Below are 19,224 nucleotides of genomic sequence, written 5' to 3' on the forward strand. Positions count from 1 at the left end.
AACACCTATAAGGATTGTTTAACATCCTTAATTATAAAATCACTCAAGAAAAACTTTATTTAAATCTTGCTATTTCAGAAAATCAAACTAATCTATTACTTTACAATTACAAAATGGAGAGTAGACATGGAATTTGTTATTCCTTGGGCTTTAGATGGTTATGTTAGATTACTGTCAATTATAATTCCATTGCTTATCTTTGGATTATACATATATTTCCGTGCTGGGTCTGGTTACACCATACTACACAGAATATGGAGTTTTATTTCTGGATTAGGTGATTTTAATCATCCAAAAATAAAATCAATGATGGATGACAGAAATGATATCGAACGCTACAACGTCATATTCAATGGTAATGCGACCAATATAAACCAAATATTGAATTTTAAACAATGGTCTAAAAAATATGATATAAATATCATTGAGATATCCAAAGCAAAGCAATGGTTTGATATTGTCAATTTAAAAGTAAACACACCATCCAATATGAGTAACTGTGTTGTTATGGCTGGTGTTATTTTACTCTATCTGCTCACAATGTTTTTTACAAATATTGGGTTAAGTAAATCAGCGCTACTAACTTTCAATAGTGACAATCAACCATTTTGGTTAGGCTATAATTCAGCAAGTAATTTCTACCCAGGTTTTTTACCTTTCGCGAAAAACAAATCTGACTGGACTCTCACTAAAGGACAGTGTATCGACAAAAAATTTAATCCTATGATATTAAAAGAAACATCTGGACTAAGTGATGAGCAGATAAACATAATATGCACATCATTTTCCGACTCGGAACAATCTACATTTATTAAAAACACCATCTCTGAGCAAAAATACATCTTATTATTTTCTTTAATGTTTTCACTTTTAATGCTCTATTCAATAGTAAAACTATCAAGAAGGTTTTCAAGCGCGTCTGCAAAATTAATGGTTGATAAAAAAATAGAGGAATACAATCTAAATAGCCCACCGGATTAATAACAAAAAACGTTAACGTAACTGATTTAAAATAACCCCCCCCCTCCCCAACGGAGAGGGAAGCCTTTGGCAACGGTTAATCTCGCAACCAGGGGGTAAAGGTCACGCCGATCAACAGTCCTTCCGGGCTGAGCAAGCGGGTGACGCTCTGACCCCAGGGTTCTTCACGGTTGGCTACCAGCAAACGATAACCGCGATCGATCAACCCCTGAGTCGCCAGTGCCATATCGGCAACGTCAAATTCCATCCAGGCCTGCGGTACCGGTAAATCGGTCGGCCATTGATCGCTGCCGAAGCAGGACTGCGCGGCCTGCGCCAATGGCCACAGGGCGAAGTGTTTAACCCCCTCCAGTGCGCCATGCTCAGTCAGCAAATAATCGGCATTGCCGTCCATCGGCTTCAGCGGCAACCCCAGCGCGTCAGCGTAGAACGTCTTGCTTTGTTCCGTTTGCCGGGTAATCGGCCCAAATCCGGCGATAAACAACACGCCCAGTCCTGCGAACTGCTGTTCCATGTTCTCTCCTGTTGGCTATCAACGCCCCTGACGCATTTGCGTCGGGGCAAATCCATAGGCCGCCTTGAAGCGGTTGCTGAAATGGCTGGAGGAGCTAAAACCGCACTCCAGAGCAATCTGCGTCAGTGGCAGCAGGCTGTGACGCAGCAGTTTTTCTGCCTGCTGCAGCCGCGCTCGCATCACAAACTGGTGTGGTGCCAGACCGGTGTCATGCTTGAACATGCGGGCAAAGTGGAACTCACTCAGCCCCGCCTGCGCCGCCAGGTCTGCCAGCAACAACGGCTGGTCTAGATGCTGCTCAATATACTCTTTCACCCGTCTGGCGACTGCCGGAGCCAGCCCGCCACGCACCTGCGGCAACGCCCATTGCAGTTGGCTGTAGCGCTGGATCAGGTGCGACATCAGCAGGGTTGTGGCACTGCTGAGTGCCAGTTGGTTGCTGCGATCCTGCCAGTTGCAGTTAAGTAAAAACTGGCGATACAGCAATGTGATCTGCGAGTCTTCGCCAAAGGCGCATGATTCGAGGTTAATCGCCGCCGGGCTACGATCCCAGGTTTGCTCTGCTACCTGACGCAAATGACGATCGGTGCAGTAAAGGTGCACAAAAGACAAATCGCTGCGCACGTCCCAGGTAGATTCATACTGACGCGGCATAATACAGAAGCGATCCGGCCCGCCGCCGTTCTTCCAGCCACCGGGGACTTTTTGATAACACTCATAGCCGTCGGCAACATACAGACTCAGAGTATGGTGATCGGCGCTTTCCTGAGTAATTCGGTCATTGCAGTTAGACCAGGCGGCCAGTTCCACGCCAGAACCCAGCCGCACGCTGTTGTGCAACCGCGCTTTATGTTCCCGCAGTGTTTCAAACGCCTTGTAGCCGGACATCGCCGCCTCCCTTTTCACCCATCCCTCCAGTGTAGAGAGTGGTGCAGCGCCACACCAGCCGTCAGTCCGCGCTTTTGCCAAAAAAAGCGCAAGAATATGCAATTGCCAGCAAAGCACTGAAAGCACGGTGGCGTGCAGCAGCGGATACTGCCTCTCTCTATTTTTTGCCGGACTTTATTATGAACACGCTGCTGTACCTTGCCGTGGTGCTGATTTGGGGCACCACCTGGATTGCGATTACCCTGCAACAGGAAGGGCCGGTGGCCATTCCCGTGTCCATCAGTTACCGCTTTGTGGTCGCCGCGCTGGTGATGTTGGTCATTCTGCTACTGGCACGTCGCCTGCGTCGCATTGCTCTGGGCGACCATCTGTTCTGCCTCCTGCAAGGCTGCTGCGTGTTCGGGTTTAACTTCTATTGCTTCTACCATGCTGCGGCCTATATCAGCAGTGGGCTGGAATCGGTGATTTTCTCAATGGCGGTGCTGTTCAACGCGGTCAACGGCATGATTTTCTTCCGGCAACGCCCCAGCCCGAACCTGCTGCCGGCGGCGATGCTGGGTATCACCGGGATCGTCGCCCTGTTCTGGCAAGATCTGGTCGCCACCCAACTGGCACCGGAATTGTTGAAAGGCATTGGGTTGAGCGCGCTCGGTACTTTCGGTTTTTCTCTGGGCAATATGATCAGCTCCCGGCACCAGCGGCGTGGGCTGGATATTCTGTCCACCAATACCTATGCCATGAGTTACGGCGCAGTCCTGATGGCGCTGATCGCCCTGGCCCAGGGGGCATCGTTTCAAATTGAATTCAGCACCCGCTATATCGGTTCATTGCTGTACCTGGCGATTTTCGGTTCGGTGATCGCCTTCGCCGCCTATTTCAGCCTGCTGGGCCGTATTGGTGCCGGTGCAGCAGCCTACAGCACCCTGTTGTTCCCTCTGGTGGCACTGAGCATTTCAACAATCTATGAAGGCTATCAGTGGCACATCAATGCGGTGATTGGCCTGTGCCTGATCCTGCTGGGTAATCTGGTGATGTTCGCCAAACCGGGCCGATTCACGGCTTTATGGCGTCGCCGGGCGGTGTAAATTGCCCCCTCAACGTCGCCAGTATCGTCAGCTAGCGCGCACGCGCCGGATCGTACTGCCACCACCATTTTAGTGCGTCGATATCGATAGTTTGGGTGCTGTTGAAGGTTTCTACCGGCTGGGGTTGTGTCAGTTGGCCACCTTCAAAAGCCCCCTCGTCACTGTTGCCACTCATTGATTTATAACGACGGGTATTCTGCGACCAGGCAGTAGCGCCGACATAGTAACGAACCACCGACTCGATATAAGCTTTCAGCCCGGCAGAGGCCGTTTTTTCCACTTCAGCTCGCAGACGCAGAAATAGCCCCAGCAGCCGCAGACGCATCTCGAGATACTCCTCAATACCCTCGTCAAAGCTATATTGTCGTTCGCGGATCAATACGCGGATCAAGTTGTGTTCTTTATAGTTCGAGCCGCGCACCATTTCCTTGAGGTAGGCATGCGGTTCCGTCTCCCAGGCCATCAGGTGCGACAGCATTTCAAACAGCGCCCGCACAGGGCGATCCTCAAACTCCCGCTGCGACACATCAACATTAGCGATCACATGCCCTAACGTCGGAAACGACCAGGCACCGCCGCCGGTCACCCGCATGGAAACATAGTCGTTCAAAGAAGGGGCCGGATTAATGGCCTTCCACATCTCGGCCATCATGTAGATACGCATCGATTCGACAAAGCGGGCGGTTTGTTCCGGTTTGGCGTATTTATCCAGCCGAATCCGCAGGTCACGCGCAGCCAAGGCATAACGGTCCTGCGAAAGTGGGTATTCTGGTGATTCAAACTGCCGCCAGATCTCCGCCGAGGCCTGAATGAATTTTTCCGGCTTGCTGGAGATCGGCCCCTCATCGCAATATTCGTCATCGTAAGCAAAAGCCCACATGCAAAAATCCACGCCAACCTGCAGCAGTTCGTCACTGCCAACGGGGTACATCATCGAGCCCAGCCAACTGCAGTGAATATTGGCCAGCCGCTGACGCTGTTCATCATCCTGATAAAGTTCGAACCGATCCGCATAGGCCCGGGTGGCCTGCTCGAAGGGATCGCGATCATAACAATCCTGATCCAGATAAGGGGTAGCGTTACCGGGGGAAAAATGGGGGTGAATTGCAAAGCTGAACGGTTGGGGAAGTGCCGGCAATTTGATGGTCATTCCAGGTCTCCTTGCGGATAAAATTGTGTGGTCCAGCGACGATAAACGGCCATATTGCCTTCACCGGCAATCAATTTAGGCTGTTCGACAAAGCGCCGGTTGCGCCAGACATCAAAATCTTCCTTCACCGTTTTGACAAACCAGCGATGGATGTAAAGCAGCAAGGCGGCATAAACCCAGCGCTGCAACCAATGTGGCAAACGCGAAACTCGCTCAACGCGGATAGTGTCAATCATGCGGAAATCCCAGCTTAACGGCGTGATCTGCGTGCCCAGTGCCTGAGTGCGTGCAATCAGCCCCAGACGAGCGAATTCGGCCTCACCTACGGCGTAACCGAGACCAAAGCATCGCATTTTCATATTCACCGCCTGGCCAAAGACCTTGGCTTGCATGGTGTAGGTCATCTGGTGTCGATCTTCCTGATGCCGTGTGACCACCTCTTGCAAACCGTGCAAATAGGCGAAGTGCAGCGGATCGGCGCTGTTTTCCGTCATGTCCTGACACAGCCCCTGCAACACGAACTTTTCATAGCGTCCCTGCGAAAAGCCCGCTCGTTCAAGTACCGGCAATTGCCAGTACGGCGGTAAATCATCCTGATGGCGCCAGACAAAAATGACGCCGTCGACCTCGGTGATGTAACGTTGCGTCAACGCCGCCACCGGGGGTTTCTGACCGCCGGCAGTTCTCACACAAAGCCCATCAGGGTTAAAGGCCAGGCCGTGAAACGGGCAAACCAGCTCTTCTCCCACCACTTTGCCACCATAGCCCAGATGCGCACCGAGGTGTGGACAATAAGGGTCTATCGCCCGCGCTACGCCGGAGGCGGTACGATATAACACCAACTCCTGCCCCATAAAAGACACCCGCTGAACCTGTTTCGCCAGCAGTTGGTGGCTGAATCCGGCCGCGAACCACCCGTTGGGATAAGGCAAGGCGACCTGGCCAATACCCGTGGCGCTACGCTTATGTTCCGGCGCGGATATCAGGGTAATCGGCACCACACTGTCCTGCTCTGCCGTCGAGAAAGCATCCATAATGAATTCCTGTACTGAACTGAAACTCTGGCCTTTGTGCACCTGACGGCGGTTATTGATGCCCGACGACCGAGGCTACTCCGCTTCAAAGCCGTCTATTTGATCGGTTTTTGCGCAATCACACTGTAGGTAGAAACCTTGTCCTTCAGCAGCGCTACCGACCAGTTTTCAGCCAATACCCGCAGTTCTTCCAGCGCACCGCCAACGCCTTCCGGGAAATGGCGTTCAATATTGGCCTTCGAGTCCATCAGCCAGTGGGCAACATCAACATTGGAGGGCAACACGCGGAAATCTTTCACGGCAAAACCACTGTCTTCCAATACCTGGCTGAAATAAGCCGGTGTTTTCTGATGGCGGCAGGCCAGGCGATCTACAATATCCGGCGTATCGGACTGGTAGCGATCCGGTTCAACGTTGTACAGGTTGTCGGAAATAATCACCTTGCCACCAGGACGCATCCGGGTGAACAGCGCACGCATCGTCTTCTCGTACAATTCATTAGGGAAATGAGAGATCACCCCGCGGATGATCACCAGGTCATACAGATCTTCTGGATCCGGCAACAGCCCGATATCTTGTGCATTGCACAAGAACAAATTGATACGATTACCTAACCCTTGTTCGGCATGCAGCCTGGCACAGTGGTTAAGCTGTTGGGCGCTGACGTTCACCCCATCCAACCGGTGACATTCGGGATAGCGTTCCGCCAGATGCTTGAGGATGTAACCCCAGCCGCAACCGATATCCAGGATACGGCGCATCGCCGGACGATCGCTGCCGGTGACACCGGCCAGAAACAGCTGTTGTTCAAAATAACGTACGCTGGATTCATCCAGCGAAGCGGTGGGCTTCAACTTTGACGCCGGAGCCAGCGAAGGTGCCACATCCTCATACACCCCAAACTGAAACAGCAGCGTGTCGCCAATGGCCTTGCGCCAATGTTCCGGCTCTTCGCAGTAAGTCTGCACCACCTTCTCTTCATAGCTGTCGGTATGGTTATCCCGGATCACCTGATAAGGCTGATTCTGCTGTAGGTACACCGGTTCGGGCGACTTGATTTCAGACAGATTGCTCATGGTCGTTCTCCTCGATAAATACGCATTTTTTCGGGCAAGAAAGATTCATTTCCATCGGTAAAGCTCCCCGTTCCAGCAGCAAGATCGGTTACCGACGGGGCCACAAAGCTGACAATAGCGCTCTCAATGCCGTTGGCGTCCAGACCGTACGCCGCCAGCAGCTCGGCGGGTTCGCCATGCTCAACAAAATTATCCGGAAAGCCCAGCAACAAGCTTTTCACCGCGACCCCGGCGGCAGACAGGCATTCCAGGCAAGCACTGCCCGCGCCCCCAGCGATGCAGCCCTCTTCTACGGTGACCAGGGCGTCATGGGTTTGCGCCAAACGCAGCAGTAATTCGGTATCGAGAGGTTTGACGAAACGCATATTGATCACGGTTGCATCCAGCCTGACACCGGCCTCCAGACAAGGCGTCAACATGGAGCCAAACGCCAGAATGGCTATCCGCCGACCTATTCGACAAACCTGGGCCTTCCCCAGCGGTAACGCCGTCATCTGCTGTAGTGGCACGACGCCCGGGCCACTGCCGCGCGGATAACGTACCGCCGCCGGCCCCTGGTGATTGAGCGCGGTGTGCAACATTTGCCGGCACTCATTTTCATCCGCCGGGCACATCACCAGCAGGTTGGGTATACAGCGTAAATACGCCACATCAAACATGCCCATGTGCGTTGCCCCATCGGCCCCCACCACCCCGGCACGATCGATTGCGAAGGTCACCGGCAACTGCTGGATGGCAATGTCATGGATCAGCTGGTCATAACCGCGCTGCAGGAAAGTGGAGTAAATGGCGACCACTGGCCGCATGCCTTCAGCAGCCAGACCTGCGGCAAAGGTCAGCGCATGTTGTTCTGCGATACCCACGTCAAAATAGCGTTCGGGGAAACGTTGCTGAAAGGTCACCAGGCCGGATCCTTCCCGCATCGCCGGGGTAATACCGACCACGCGGGAGTCTCGCTCGGCTTCGTCACACAACCAGTCGCCAAACACCCGGGTATAGGTGAGCTTGCCGGCGGTGGCAGGCAATATCCCTGCCTGTGGGCAAAATTTGGCGGGTGCATGGTAACCAACAGGATCGGCTTCGGCATGGGAAAAACCGTAGCCTTTACGGGTCACGACGTGCAGCAATTGCACTCCGCCGCGATCGCGCAAGCCTACCAACGCCGGTACTAATGCCATGATGTCGTGACCATCCACTGGGCCGGTATAATCAAAACCCAGTGCGTCGAACAACGCGGTCGATTCACCTGCCAGCAGATCCGCGAGGTGCTTTTTCAGTGCGCCGACCGACGGCGAGATCGACATGTCGTTATCGTTGAGGATCACCAACAAGGGCATATTCGGATCAAGAGCGGCATTATTCATTGCCTCATAAGCCAGTCCGGCGCTGAGCGCCCCATCACCAATCACGGCAATACAATGCCTGCTTTGTTGCTGTAGCCGAGCGGCATGAGCCATGCCCAATGCGGCGGAAATAGAGGTGCTGGAGTGGGCAGTGCCGAAGCTGTCATAGGGGGATTCATCACGCCGAGGAAAACCCGATATACCGCCCTTTTTACGCAGGTTGTTCATCTGTTTTCGCCGACCGGTGATCGCCTTGTGCGGATAGGATTGGTGGCCAACATCCCAGATTAAACGATCGTTCGGCGTATCAAAGACATAATGCAAGGCCAGCGTTAATTCCACCACGCCAAGATTAGAGGCTAAATGGCCGCCACTTTCCGCAATGCTGGATAATAAAAACCTGCGTAGTTCATTTGCCGCCTGCTCTAATTGATTGCAGGTTAATTTCCGCAGATCGCTCGGAAACTTAATTGAATCCAATAGGGTATCCATAGCCACCCACCCGTTAATTAACCTGTATTTTACTAGCAGGAAGCAAGCTTCCCCCAGCCAGAGAGTTCATTGGCGCTGACATTTTTCATTATTACATTAAACCAGGCGGTGAAATGTTCAGGATGTGTTTTCACTTTATCAATTAATTTAGTAATATCAACCCACTGCCAATCATCCGCCTCATCAAAGTTAATTTCAGGTTCCCCATCGAACAACCCGACGAATATATGATCAAACTCATATTCGATTAAATTACCAGGGACTTCAGCATGATAGATAAAGCTGGAAACTTTCTTCAAACGGGTAACAAAACCCATTTCTTCTTGCAAGCGTCGGCAAGCCGCGGCTTGCGTAGCCTCGCCCCAACGAGGATGGCCACAGCAACTGTTAGTCCACAGCCCTGCCGAGTGATATTTACTTAATGCTCGCCGCTGTAGAAGTAATTTCCCTTCACTATCAAATATAAATATCGAAAATGCTCGGTGCAATAGCCCTTGTTGATGAACAGATAATTTACCCGCCGAACCAATAGAGTTATCTTCGTTATCAACGAGTATCAGCATTTCTTCCATTACATGGATTCCTGTAGATAGCGCTCGTTACAAATGGGATTATTTTTACCGTAGATTTATCATTAAAGATGATGATAGTGAGTTGTCAAGCTTGGAGATTAATTAGACGATTTATTTTAAATACTATTAGTTTCTTTATTTTTTAATGAATAATTACCCTGTTAATAAAGCACATTAGTTACCATTATCATGAAGCCGTGTATTTTTCAATAAAAAACAACTCAATAAGCTACTATTCCCCCGACTTGCAAGCAGGGTTAAAAATGCCAGCCATCTCCTTACAACAACTAGGCCTATCCCGCCACAGATTGACTTTTCATCCTGAAATCCAATGTATTGCAACTATACTCAGACTCTTGTCGATTTTTCATAAGGACATCAGGATGCTGAGATTTTCCCGTGGTTGGCTGTTATCCGTCACCCTCACCGCCTTTGCCGCTAGCGCCGATACCGAAACGCCAAAATACGGTCAGGAACTGCAGGGTTTTCACTACCCTTACCCCTTGCAGCAGTTTAGCTTCACCTCTCAGGGGCAGACGTTAAGTATGGGGTATATGGACGTGTCGCCAGAAGGCAATGCCAATGGCCACACGGTGGTGCTGATGCATGGCAAAAACTTCTGTGCCGCCACCTGGCAGGACAGTATTAAGGCCTTGAACAAAGCAGGCTACCGGGTGATCGCACCGGATCAAATCGGTTTTTGCAGTTCGACCAAACCGCAACATTACCAATACAGCTTCCAGCAGTTGGCGCAAAACACCCATGCATTGCTCAATAACCTGAAAATCAGTAAAGCGACAATCGTCGGCCACTCCACCGGTGGCATGCTGGCGACGCGTTACAGCCTGATGTATCCGCAGGCGGTAGAACAACTGGTGATGGTGAACCCGATCGGGCTGGAAGACTGGAAAGCCAAGGGTGTGCCGTGGCGCAGCGTCGATCAATGGTTTGAACGTGAACTGAAAACTTCCGCTGCCGGAATTCGGCAATATGAGTTGAATACCTACTATGTCGGCCGCTGGAAACCAGAATATGACCGCTGGGTCGATATGCTCGCCGGGCTCAATAACGGGCCGGGCCATCGCCTGGTGGCCTGGAACTCGGCGCTGATTTACGACATGATTTTTACCCAACCGGTGTACTACGAGTTCAAGGATCTGCAAACGCCGACCACACTGATGATTGGTACCGCCGACACCACCGCCATCGGCAGCGACATTGCTCCGCCAGCGGTCAAAGCCAAGCTCGGTGATTACAATCTGCTGGGCAAAAAGGTGGCGAAACTGATCCCGCACGCCCGTCTGATCGAGTTTCCGGGACTGGGCCACGCGCCACAGATGGAAGAACCCGCACAGTTTAATCAGGCGCTGATTAAGGCATTACGACCATAACAATCTCGATACAGGACAGAAAACCACCCATGCTTGATATTAATATTCGCCGCCTCCAGGCAGAAGACGTGGAGGATTTTCGGGTTATTCGGCTTGCCGCCTTAAAAAAGTCCCCCGAGATGTTTGGCTCCTTTTACGCGCTTGAAGTTGAGAAACCGCTCCAATTTTTTGCGGACAGGCTCACCAGCTGTGCCGTATTCGGCGCCTATTCAAACGGCAGGATCGTTGGGGTCATGGTATTCAAGCAGGCCGAAGGCATTAAAGATGCGCATAAGGCCTCGCTGACCGGGGTATTTGTTGAACCCGAATTCAGAGGCCTGGGGATCGCCAACGCGCTGCTAAAAGCGGTTATTGACCATGGATCCAACCAGGTTGAGCAGATACTGCTTACCGTTGTGGCAGACAACGATACCGCAATCAGTCTCTATAAGCGGTTCGGTTTCGAACCTTATGGCGTGGAGCCACGTGCGTTGAAAACCGAACAGGGCTATCTCGACGAAATGCTTATGGTGCTTATTTTTCGCCGGTAAAGTGATCGTTGTTCAACCAGCAGGCCTTGTCGTCGACATCGGTTGTCAGACAGAGATCAACGTCGGCGGCAAACCCACGTTCAATCAACTCACAGGCTGAACTGCACTGGCGTAATGCAGTCGCAGGTAACGCCTGAAAAGTCGCTGCTGCAGCCTGTGCCTCCGGTGACAGATTTCGCTTTGGCAGGCGGGATATTATCGCGCCCGCCGTTAGCCAGTCCTCAAGTGCCGGCCGCAAACTGCCATCCGGCCATTTTTCGCCACAGGGAACCACCAAAATACGGTGATATGCCGCGCAGGCGATGGCAGTCGCCTCAAGGTTTCTCAAACTGCCACAGAACACAGCACATCCGGAGTCCCTAGCCTTAAAAGCCAACGCTGAGCCATTGGGCGACGGAAGTACCAGTTTGGTTTCAGGAGGGATAGCAACCAGCGAAACCGGTGAAAGTGAGTATCCCTCGCCCTCAAAACGACGGGTAGTACTGGCTGTAATAGCCCCTAAGTTATTACCGTACTCTGTCGCGGTATCATCTTTCCAAGGGTAAGGATAAACCCTGGCCCCTCGCCCAACGGCAATGCTTACGCAGGTTGAAAAAGACATCACATCAACGATGATCACACAGTCAACATCACCAGCCATTTGCTCGATGGCGTGTATCCCCCATTCAAGGCGGATATCGAACTGAGATTGCGAGAAATAACCCATCTACGACTCCATTGAAAATAAAGGACCCAATGGCCTTTTGAGGCTGTTAACAACCAGCTCTGTTGTTTATGGTAGGGGCGCTGCTTGCCGCGCCTAATCTCCTTACCAACAGATAAAATCCGGTTGAACATGGGAACAAATCGGTCATATAGGTAACCCTTTTAACCCATCACGAAAGTTCAGTATAAACGAGCCTTAAAACCCCTTGCCCTTCGCTCACCCAGTACCTGGGATCGTGCTATGGTATTAACGGATTTCAGTAAGGAGTGGCCGATGCCGAGATTTCTCTCTTTGCGCGCAGTACGGCGCGTTGCCCTGACAGGAGTTGTTATGAGCCTTATGTTAAGCAGCACTACCTTTGCCAGTTCGCTACCCCTGCTGGCCCCTTCTGCGCTGAAGGGCCACTGGCAGTTGAATGACGCCGAAAACAAAGCCGCCGCCTGCGAGGTTGAGTTAAGCGATGAATTGATCGAAGGCACTAACGCCTACCGTTTTACCGCCTCTGCCCTATGTCTGCAGCCGCTGGCCCTGGCCGAATTGCCGGTTGCCTGGCGCCCAACGCCGGACGGCATGACGCTGACCAACGCCGACGGCAGCATGGTGGCGTTCCTGGCGCTGACGGCCCCCAAACACTACGAAGTGATGAACCATAATGGCAAGCCGCGCTTTACGCTGACGCCACGCCAATAACCGGTTTTTCTGGCATGACGGCAGCGTAAAAACCTGTCGTCACGCCACCAACAATCCCATTAACGCACCGCCCGCCAAAACCCACAGCGGATGAATACGCTTGCTCATGCTCACGACCGTGGCCAGCAGAATAATCGCTGCCAACGGCCAGCTTGGCGCGGAAGCTTCGGCGATCAACACCCCACTCGCCGCCACCAAACCGACGGTAACCGGCACCAGGCCGCTCTGCACTCTGCGCCGCCAGGGTTTATCCTTGAAGCGTCGCCAGGCCCCCATCACCAGCAGGGTGACGATCGACGACGGGCCGAACTTGGCAACCGAAGAGACCAGCAGCCCGGCCCAGCCGGCCACGTGCCAGCCAATCAGCGGCACGATCATCATATTCGGACCCGGCGCGGCCTGCGCCATGGCGAACAACGCACTGAACTCCTGCGCGCTCATCCATTGATGAACCTCCACCACCTGGCGCTGCATCTCCGGCAGAATGGTCATGCCGCCACCAAACGCCAGCAGCGACAACTCGGTGAAAATCAATGCCAGTGAGATCAAGATGGCGATCATGATGGGGTCCTCCACCACAGCAACAGAATGCTCAGCGGTGCCAGCACCAGCATGGTCGGTAATAACGGCAGACGCAGCCAGGCGATGGCAATCAGACAGAGCGCCACAATCGCCAGCGACAGCCATTTACCGCGCAGCGGTAACAGCATTTTTATCCCGGTGGACAACAGCAAACCGGCCGCCGCCGCTGCCAGCCCGGCAAACACATGCTGCACATGCGCATCGTTCTGGAAACGGGCGTAGACCATGCCCAATCCCACCACAATCGCCGTTGGCGCGCTGATCAGCCCCAGCAGCGCGCACAAGGCACCGCGTACCCCGCGAAACTCCATACCCACTGCCACGGAAAGGTTGATCACGTTGCCGCCCGGCAAAAACTGACACAGGCCCAGCAGCTCGGTGAACTGTTCACCGCTCAGCCAGCGACGGTCTTCCACCAGCATGTTACGTGCCAACGGCAGTACGCCGCCAAAGCCGATCAACCCCAGCATCAGAAAGCCCAAAAATAGCTCACCGTTACCCGGTGGGGCCGCTAGTTGGCTGTTTTTTACTGCATCAGATTCAGACATTGCCGCTTCCAGATTGCTTTTTATGATGGCTGGTATGATGCGCGCCGCCATGTCATGCTGTCTAATGCATTTCATAAGCAACAAAGATACCTTTGAGGTATGGCTATGATCGAACTTCGTCGCCTGCGGGCGTTCGTTACCGTTGTAGAAGAAGGCAATATCACCCGTGCCGCCGAACGGCTCTTTATTCAGCAGCCGCCGTTAACCCGCCTGTTGCAGGGGCTGGAAGATGAGCTGGGGGTAAAGCTGTTACAACGTTTGCCGCGCGGCGTGCGCGTCACCGAAGCCGGCAATGTGCTGTTCAATGAAGCCCGTGCGCTGTTGGCACGGGCAGAACATCTGACCGAGGCGGTGCACCGTGCCGCACGGGGTGAACAAGGGCATATTGCCATCGGCTTCACCAGTTCGGCCGCTCTGCACCCGTTTGTGCCCAATCTGTTGCGCCGCTACCGCGAGATCCTGCCGGGCATTACCACCCAGTTGGAAGAGGCCGGCAGCGGTGAGCTATTGGAGGCATTGGTGGATGAGCGCCTTGACGTGGCCTTTGTGCGCTCGCCGGTGGGCGGCATTCCCGGGTTGACGATTGAACCGGTGTTGCGTGAATCGATGTTGGTCGCCCTGCCTGTCGGCCACCCGCTGGCCGTCAACAGTGAGCAACCCTTGCCGCTAGAGGCATTAACCCAAGAAGCCTTTATCCTTTATCGTCGGCCTGCGGGTCAGGGTTTATACGACGCCATTCTGGCGGCCTGCCACCGTGCCGGTTTCAGCCCACGCGTGGTTCAGGAAGCCCCGCGCCTGCCCGCAACCCTCAGTTTGGTCGGTGCCGGTTTGGGGCTGTCCATCGTGCCTGCCTCGATGCGGCGATTGGGAGGTGACGGCATTGTCTACCGGGCGATTGGCGATCGGGCCCAGCTCAGCGCGCCGCTTTATCTGGCGCTGCGCAACAACCGAACATCGGCCATCATCACGCGTTTTCGCGATTTGGTGGCCGAAGCGGTCAGCGAGCAGCCGTCCGGTTAATCTTCCTTGTCGGCAATGCGCGTCAGGTGGATCACCAGATACAGCAACTCATCGTTCGACATTTCCATTTGCAGCAGATTTTTCACGTAGTCGCGGATCAGCAGCGCACCACGGTAGGCGTGCGGATACTCTTTGGTGACCTGAGCAAAGATAAAATCGTCTTTCGACGTCATCTGTTGCCCTTCGACCATGCGCTGAATAAAAAACTGCATATGCACCAGAAAACGCGAGTAGTTGAGCGAATCGGTGTCGATATTGATGCGAAAATGGTATTTGATGATATTGAAAATATCTTTCAACATTTTCACCGCCAGCAGCGTGTGCTCCATGTTTTGCACATCGGTCTGGCCATTAACCAGATGGAAAGCGATGTTGCCCGCCTCTTCTTCCGGCAGGCTAATGTTCAACCGCCGGTTGATGTGCGCCAGCGCCTGCGTCGCCACCGCGAATTCCTGCGGATAAAAACGCTTCACCTCAAACAGCAGGCGGTTCTGGATAGCAATCCCTTTGTGGTAACGCTCAATGGCGAAGCTAATATGATCCGCCAGCGTGAAGAAAATCTGCTCGTTAATCCGCCCATTAAGCTGGCGGTTAGCCTCGGCAAGGATCATCTGCACGATCTCAATGTGCTCTTCCGGCGTGGTTTCTATCAGCCGCAGGTAATCGCGGCCCTTTTGGCTGTTTTGCACCACATACACTTTCTCTATCGTGGCCGGGTCGAGAACGTCACCCACTTTGCTGTTAAAGCCAATACCCTTGCCCATCACGATAACTTCATTGTTATCGCCGTCAGTCGATAGCACCAGGCTATTATTGAGTACCTTAATGACTTTCATCGTCGCGGCCGTCACCCTTTATTTTTTTAGCGTTGCCGGCCATCGGAGGCAATCAGCCGTTGATACCAGTCAAAACTGCGCTTTTTGATTCTCCGCAGATCTTTCAGATCCTGCTCGCCCCGGTTGACATAGACAAACCCGTAACGCTTGGCATAGCCCTGATGAGTGCTGACCACGTCTATCGCCGCCCACGGACAATAGCCGATCAGTTCAACCCCGTCGTTGATCGCCAACTGCATCTGTTCGACGTGCTGACGCATAAACTCAATGCGGTAATCGTCGTTAATTGTACCATCGGCCTGTAACTCATCCGGGGCACCGATGCCGTTTTCAGTAATTAATATTGGCAAATGATAGCGTTCAGCGGTTTTGCGTAGCGTTAGCCGTAACCCGACCGGGTCGATCACCCAGCCGTAGCGGGTTTTACCGACGAACGGATTCTCTGCGGCACGGTAAACTCCCGATTCCCCCAGCATGATTTGCTGATCGCCTGCGCGCGCGCTGATGTCGGAGGCGTCGCCACGGCTGGCGGCAATGGTGGCGGTAGAATAGTAGTTTATCGCCACATAGTCCGGTTTGCCCTGCAGCAACAGCGCCGCATCGCCCGGCTCCATCTGCGGAGCCAGTTCGCGATCCAGCAAATAACGCCAGGCCAGCGGGTTATAGCGCCCATGCACCGCCACGTCGAGGAAACTCCAGCAACGCAGCGTCTCCCAGTTATGGGCGGCGATGGCATCCAGCGGATGGCAGGTTTCCTGATACATCGAGGTGGTGTTAATCGCCGGGCCAATCTTCCCTGCGGGGCAGCGCTGGTGACACAGCGCCATCACCCTCGCCTGAGCCACCAGCATATGGTGGCTTTGCTGATACAGCACCCGTTTGGACGGCAGTACGCCGCCCTTTGGCGTGCCAATGGCCCCAGGGTGCAGGATCATGGTGTTTTGTTCGTTGATGGTCAGCCAGTACTTCACCCGGTCGCCAAAGGCGTCGAACAGCACCCCGGCGTAATCGACAAAGGCGTCGATGGTGGCGCGATTAGACCAGCCACCCTGCTGCTCAAGCACATAGGGCAGGTCGAAATGATATAGCGTCACTACCGGCTCGATGCCATGGCTCAGCAGTTCATCAATCAACTGGCGGTAGAAATTCAGCCCGGCAGCGTTGACCTCGCCGGTGCCATTGGGCAGCACCCGCGTCCAGGCAATGGAAAAGCGATAGGCCTTCAGCCCCAACTCGGCAAACAGTTTCACGTCCTCGCGAAAGCGATGATAGTGATCGCTGGCTACCTTAAAGTCGGCGGTTCCTGGCGGATGATCGAGCCTATCTACAATCGACGGGCTTTTACCCTCTTCGTCCCAAGCGCCCTCAACCTGATAGGCGGAGGTGGAAGCCCCCCACAGAAAATCTGCGGGGAAATCGTTCAGTCGTTGATAAATCATGCCGGCTCCTGCTGCGTATTATTAAGGCTGATAATCGGTTCGCCAAAATCCGCCCGGCCCGGCTGACGACAACTCAACGGCGGGAAGGCTTCACTGTTGACCACCAGTACCGGCGTGGTGAGGTCGTAACCCAACGCCGCGATCGCCGCCAGATCAAAACGCACCAGTTCATCACCTACCTTGACCCGATCGCCAATTTTCAGGTTGGAGCTAAAATGCTGCCCCGCCAGATTGACGGTGTCGATACCGATGTGCACCAGCAGTTCAACGCCATTATCCCCCTTGATACCCACTGCATGCATTGAGGGCAGGAAAGTCACCACCTCACCGTCCAGCGGCGCACGCAGCAGCCCTTCTTTCGGTAGTATCGCCACGCCCTGACCCAATAGCCCCTGGGAAAAGACGTCATCGTTTACCTGGTCCAGAGCCACCAGTTGACCGGACAGCGGGCTGAAAATCTGCTGTTCAGCGTCGCTGACAGGATCCGTCATCGTCGTATCCTGCTCTTCGACCGGATCTTCAAAACCCAGGATCCAGGTCAACGCAAAGGTCACTACGATAGCAATGGCACAGGTGACCAGCGCATGGACGATATTCATCGGGTTTTCACCGATAAACGCCGGTAGTGCTGCCAACCCCGGGGAGACAAAGGCATAACGCACCAGCCCGCTCAACCCGGCATAGATACCGGCACAGCCGCCGCCGATCATCGCGGCAATCAGCGGTCTGCGCAGCTTGAGCGTTACGCCGTACAGCGAAGGCTCGGTGATACCCAGCAGCGCGGTGAAACCGGCAGAGGACGCCAGTTGGCGCAGGTTTTTGTTTTTGGTGCGGAAGGCCACGCACAGGGTCGCCGCGCCCTGCGCAATGTTGGAGGCCAGCATGCCCGGCCCGTTAATCATTTCGAAGCCGTTTTTGCTCAACTGACCGGTCGCAATCGGCGTCATCGCCCAGGCGGTGCCGGTGATCACCAGGAAGGGTTGCAGCCCGCCCATCAGCATCGGGATCAGCCAACTGGCTTTACCGTCGACGATCGCCGCGCCGGCGGCAACCAGATCGTTAAGGAAAATACCGAACGGGCCTACCACCACTAACGCCAGCGGTGCGGTAACCAACAGAATAATCATCGGCTTGGTGAAGAATTTAATCATCGTCGGCGAAACTTTTTCGGCAAAGCGCTCGATATAGGACATCAGCCAGACGGTGAAAATAATCGGCAGCACCGAACCGGCATAGTCGGCCATTCGCACCGGAATGCCGATAAAGTCAATCGGCGTGCCCGCCGCCAGCATCTGCGCCAGATTGGGGTGCAACAACACCCCGGCGATGGTCATGGCCAGTATCGGATTACACTCGAACTTGATTGCCGCACCATAGGCCAGCAACACCGGCAGGAAGAAGAAAGCCGCATCGGCAATGGTGTCCAGCAGATGATAGGTCGGACTGGCGGCGTCAATCGCCCCGGTCAGCTTGAGGATTGCCAGCAGCGCCTTGATCATCCCCGCGCCGGTGATCGCCGGGATCACCGGGGTAAAGGTGGTAGAAATCACGCTGATAATCTGTGAAACCACCCCGCCGCGGGCCTGTGATTTCTTGTCGCTCTGCCGCCCCTCGAGAGCGCCGATTTCTTTTTGCAGCGTGCGGAAGGTTTGCTGCACGTTGTTGCCGACCACAATCTGGAACTGGCCGCCGCGCTCCACCACGCTGATCACCCCCGGCAAGGCCTCAATGGCTTTCGCCTCCACCAGGCTGTCATCGTTAAACTCCATGCGCAGACGAGTAGCGCAGTGCGTCAGTTTGCTGACGTTGCCCTTGCCCCCTACCCGCGCCAGTATTTCCAAGCCCAGCTGTTTGTAATCCATCAAATTTCCCCGTAAAAAAAGCAAAAAAAAAGACCAAAATCAAAATGCGCCTCATCGCAATGAGAGGTGCATTCCTATTTTGGTCTTGCCTGCCTAAGCAGTAACACGCCGTAATAAAAATGTCTGGCGATCGTTAGGATCGCGGCGAAAGTATCGTCATAGTTGTGATTTTTCGGCAATAGCCTGCTTTAAGCTTTGTGAGTAACATCACTAATTTTCGAAAATGCACTGCAATGTTGCCCGCCACGCCCCACTTTGGCGCATCGGTTGAATTAACCGATTAAAATAACACTGACAATAAAACACCTGCTTAAATAAATTAATTCTGTTTATTATTTATTGAACAAAAAACACAATTAAATTGATACCGATGCATTATTATTTAATAGTAAACACAATAATTACAACCCCACTCAGTTGGTAACACAAATAAATAAATTATTCGCAGCGAATACAGATTAACCCACTATGATTTAACCGTCGCC

Annotated in this window: 19 protein-coding genes; 6 read left to right on the forward strand and 13 right to left on the reverse strand. The window is 53.5% G+C overall.

The genetic code is table 11. The annotated features are described in order from the left end of the window. The first annotated feature begins 126 nt into the window (after positions 1 to 126). On the forward strand, positions 127 to 981 hold the full coding sequence (locus FCL49_RS03015) for a DUF6216 family protein (RefSeq protein WP_174352374.1): 855 nt from the start codon (positions 127 to 129) through the stop codon (positions 979 to 981). A 76-nt stretch (positions 982 to 1,057) separates the two neighbouring features. On the opposite strand, the gene FCL49_RS03020 is transcribed toward FCL49_RS03015, so the two are convergent. Then, positions 1,058 to 1,495: a glyoxalase gene (locus FCL49_RS03020; protein ID WP_174352375.1), complete on the reverse strand. Its 438-nt coding sequence runs from the start codon at positions 1,493 to 1,495 to the stop codon at positions 1,058 to 1,060. Positions 1,496 to 1,513: 18 nt separating this feature from the next. Further along, positions 1,514 to 2,383, reverse strand: a complete 870-nt coding sequence (locus FCL49_RS03025) for a helix-turn-helix domain-containing protein (RefSeq protein WP_174353444.1) — start codon at positions 2,381 to 2,383, stop codon at positions 1,514 to 1,516. Between the two features lie 179 nt (positions 2,384 to 2,562). Here FCL49_RS03025 and FCL49_RS03030 point away from each other — a divergent pair, with 179 nt between their 5' ends. Next, positions 2,563 to 3,468, forward strand: coding sequence for a DMT family transporter (locus tag FCL49_RS03030; protein WP_174352376.1), 906 nt, complete (start codon positions 2,563 to 2,565; stop codon positions 3,466 to 3,468). A 31-nt stretch (positions 3,469 to 3,499) separates the two neighbouring features. Here the strand turns inward: FCL49_RS03030 and FCL49_RS03035 are convergent, their stop codons facing one another. The 5 genes from FCL49_RS03035 to idi all read right to left on the reverse strand — a co-directional run bounded on the left by FCL49_RS03035 (position 3,500) and on the right by idi (position 9,135). After that, entirely contained in the window at positions 3,500 to 4,618 is a 1,119-nt protein-coding gene (locus FCL49_RS03035; protein WP_174352377.1) for a terpene synthase family protein, read from the reverse strand. Further along, positions 4,615 to 5,652: a Rieske 2Fe-2S domain-containing protein gene (locus tag FCL49_RS03040; RefSeq protein WP_174352378.1), complete on the reverse strand. Its 1,038-nt coding sequence runs from the start codon at positions 5,650 to 5,652 to the stop codon at positions 4,615 to 4,617. The genes FCL49_RS03035 and FCL49_RS03040 overlap by 4 nt, the downstream gene beginning before the upstream one ends. A 95-nt stretch (positions 5,653 to 5,747) precedes the next feature. Then, positions 5,748 to 6,728: an SAM-dependent methyltransferase gene (locus FCL49_RS03045; RefSeq protein WP_174352379.1), complete on the reverse strand. Its 981-nt coding sequence runs from the start codon at positions 6,726 to 6,728 to the stop codon at positions 5,748 to 5,750. Further along, complete coding sequence (gene dxs, locus FCL49_RS03050; protein WP_368040104.1) at positions 6,725 to 8,569, reverse strand: 1-deoxy-D-xylulose-5-phosphate synthase; 1,845 nt, start codon at positions 8,567 to 8,569, stop codon at positions 6,725 to 6,727. Before dxs ends, FCL49_RS03045 begins: the two co-directional genes overlap by 4 nt. Before the next feature lie 26 nt (positions 8,570 to 8,595). Next, the gene (gene idi, locus FCL49_RS03055; protein WP_174352381.1) at positions 8,596 to 9,135 is read right to left on the reverse strand and encodes an isopentenyl-diphosphate Delta-isomerase; all 540 of its coding nucleotides are present in this window, start codon (positions 9,133 to 9,135) and stop codon (positions 8,596 to 8,598) included. A gap of 383 nt (positions 9,136 to 9,518) precedes the next feature. On the opposite strand from idi, the gene FCL49_RS03060 reads away from it, so the two are divergent. Next, positions 9,519 to 10,526, forward strand: a complete 1,008-nt coding sequence (locus FCL49_RS03060; RefSeq protein ID WP_174352382.1) for an alpha/beta fold hydrolase — start codon at positions 9,519 to 9,521, stop codon at positions 10,524 to 10,526. A gap of 29 nt (positions 10,527 to 10,555) precedes the next feature. Next, positions 10,556 to 11,056: a GNAT family N-acetyltransferase gene (locus tag FCL49_RS03065; RefSeq protein ID WP_174352383.1), complete on the forward strand. Its 501-nt coding sequence runs from the start codon at positions 10,556 to 10,558 to the stop codon at positions 11,054 to 11,056. Here the strand turns inward: FCL49_RS03065 and FCL49_RS03070 are convergent. Next, positions 11,040 to 11,762, reverse strand: coding sequence for a 2-phosphosulfolactate phosphatase (locus FCL49_RS03070; RefSeq protein WP_174352384.1), 723 nt, complete (start codon positions 11,760 to 11,762; stop codon positions 11,040 to 11,042). The two genes, FCL49_RS03065 and FCL49_RS03070, sit on opposite strands and share 17 nt — an antisense overlap. A gap of 330 nt (positions 11,763 to 12,092) precedes the next feature. Here FCL49_RS03070 and FCL49_RS03075 point away from each other — a divergent pair, with 330 nt between their 5' ends. Further along, positions 12,093 to 12,452: an AprI/Inh family metalloprotease inhibitor gene (locus FCL49_RS03075; protein ID WP_174352385.1), complete on the forward strand. Its 360-nt coding sequence runs from the start codon at positions 12,093 to 12,095 to the stop codon at positions 12,450 to 12,452. A 39-nt stretch (positions 12,453 to 12,491) separates the two neighbouring features. Here the strand turns inward: FCL49_RS03075 and FCL49_RS03080 are convergent, their stop codons facing one another. Continuing rightward, positions 12,492 to 13,013, reverse strand: a complete 522-nt coding sequence (locus FCL49_RS03080; RefSeq protein WP_012145056.1) for a chromate transporter — start codon at positions 13,011 to 13,013, stop codon at positions 12,492 to 12,494. After that, positions 13,010 to 13,582 (reverse strand): chromate transporter, encoded by a 573-nt coding sequence (locus FCL49_RS03085; protein WP_174352386.1) that lies wholly within the window; start codon positions 13,580 to 13,582, stop codon positions 13,010 to 13,012. Before FCL49_RS03085 ends, FCL49_RS03080 begins: the two co-directional genes overlap by 4 nt. 99 nt (positions 13,583 to 13,681) lie before the next feature. Between FCL49_RS03085 and FCL49_RS03090 the strand changes: the two genes are divergently transcribed. Continuing rightward, positions 13,682 to 14,602 carry a LysR family transcriptional regulator gene (locus FCL49_RS03090; RefSeq protein WP_174352387.1) on the forward strand — a complete coding sequence of 307 codons (921 nt, stop codon included), beginning with the start codon at positions 13,682 to 13,684 and terminating at the stop codon, positions 14,600 to 14,602. Here the strand turns inward: FCL49_RS03090 and licT are convergent. The 3 genes from licT to FCL49_RS03105 are packed head-to-tail and all read right to left on the reverse strand — an operon-like array spanning position 14,599 to position 18,739. Next, positions 14,599 to 15,438 carry a BglG family transcription antiterminator LicT gene (gene licT / locus FCL49_RS03095; protein ID WP_012145053.1) on the reverse strand — a complete coding sequence of 280 codons (840 nt, stop codon included), beginning with the start codon at positions 15,436 to 15,438 and terminating at the stop codon, positions 14,599 to 14,601. The genes FCL49_RS03090 and licT overlap by 4 nt on opposite strands. A gap of 26 nt (positions 15,439 to 15,464) precedes the next feature. After that, entirely contained in the window at positions 15,465 to 16,877 is a 1,413-nt protein-coding gene (locus FCL49_RS03100; RefSeq protein WP_174352388.1) for a glycoside hydrolase family 1 protein, read from the reverse strand. After that, positions 16,874 to 18,739 carry a beta-glucoside-specific PTS transporter subunit IIABC gene (locus FCL49_RS03105; RefSeq protein WP_174352389.1) on the reverse strand — a complete coding sequence of 622 codons (1,866 nt, stop codon included), beginning with the start codon at positions 18,737 to 18,739 and terminating at the stop codon, positions 16,874 to 16,876. Before FCL49_RS03105 ends, FCL49_RS03100 begins: the two co-directional genes overlap by 4 nt. Positions 18,740 to 19,224 lie beyond the last annotated feature (485 nt).

Source organism: Serratia proteamaculans (assembly GCF_013337185.1).
Taxonomy (GTDB): domain Bacteria; phylum Pseudomonadota; class Gammaproteobacteria; order Enterobacterales; family Enterobacteriaceae; genus Serratia; species Serratia proteamaculans_D.

Bases quoted from the DNA above. Each gene is read 5' to 3' on its own strand.
- FCL49_RS03015 (WP_174352374.1), top strand. From the start codon at position 127: ATGGAATTTGTTATTCCTTGGGCTTTAGATGGTTATGTTAGATTACTG.
- FCL49_RS03020 (WP_174352375.1), bottom strand. From the start codon at position 1,495: ATGGAACAGCAGTTCGCAGGACTGGGCGTGTTGTTTATCGCCGGATTT.
- FCL49_RS03025 (WP_174353444.1), bottom strand. From the start codon at position 2,383: ATGTCCGGCTACAAGGCGTTTGAAACACTGCGGGAACATAAAGCGCGG.
- FCL49_RS03030 (WP_174352376.1), top strand. From the start codon at position 2,563: ATGAACACGCTGCTGTACCTTGCCGTGGTGCTGATTTGGGGCACCACC.
- FCL49_RS03035 (WP_174352377.1), bottom strand. From the start codon at position 4,618: ATGACCATCAAATTGCCGGCACTTCCCCAACCGTTCAGCTTTGCAATT.
- FCL49_RS03040 (WP_174352378.1), bottom strand. From the start codon at position 5,652: ATGGATGCTTTCTCGACGGCAGAGCAGGACAGTGTGGTGCCGATTACC.
- FCL49_RS03045 (WP_174352379.1), bottom strand. From the start codon at position 6,728: ATGAGCAATCTGTCTGAAATCAAGTCGCCCGAACCGGTGTACCTACAG.
- idi (WP_174352381.1), bottom strand. From the start codon at position 9,135: ATGGAAGAAATGCTGATACTCGTTGATAACGAAGATAACTCTATTGGT.
- FCL49_RS03060 (WP_174352382.1), top strand. From the start codon at position 9,519: ATGCTGAGATTTTCCCGTGGTTGGCTGTTATCCGTCACCCTCACCGCC.
- FCL49_RS03065 (WP_174352383.1), top strand. From the start codon at position 10,556: ATGCTTGATATTAATATTCGCCGCCTCCAGGCAGAAGACGTGGAGGAT.
- FCL49_RS03070 (WP_174352384.1), bottom strand. From the start codon at position 11,762: ATGGGTTATTTCTCGCAATCTCAGTTCGATATCCGCCTTGAATGGGGG.
- FCL49_RS03075 (WP_174352385.1), top strand. From the start codon at position 12,093: ATGAGCCTTATGTTAAGCAGCACTACCTTTGCCAGTTCGCTACCCCTG.
- FCL49_RS03080 (WP_012145056.1), bottom strand. From the start codon at position 13,013: ATGATCGCCATCTTGATCTCACTGGCATTGATTTTCACCGAGTTGTCG.
- FCL49_RS03085 (WP_174352386.1), bottom strand. From the start codon at position 13,582: ATGTCTGAATCTGATGCAGTAAAAAACAGCCAACTAGCGGCCCCACCG.
- FCL49_RS03090 (WP_174352387.1), top strand. From the start codon at position 13,682: ATGGCTATGATCGAACTTCGTCGCCTGCGGGCGTTCGTTACCGTTGTA.
- licT (WP_012145053.1), bottom strand. From the start codon at position 15,438: ATGAAAGTCATTAAGGTACTCAATAATAGCCTGGTGCTATCGACTGAC.
- FCL49_RS03100 (WP_174352388.1), bottom strand. From the start codon at position 16,877: ATGATTTATCAACGACTGAACGATTTCCCCGCAGATTTTCTGTGGGGG.
- FCL49_RS03105 (WP_174352389.1), bottom strand. From the start codon at position 18,739: ATGGATTACAAACAGCTGGGCTTGGAAATACTGGCGCGGGTAGGGGGC.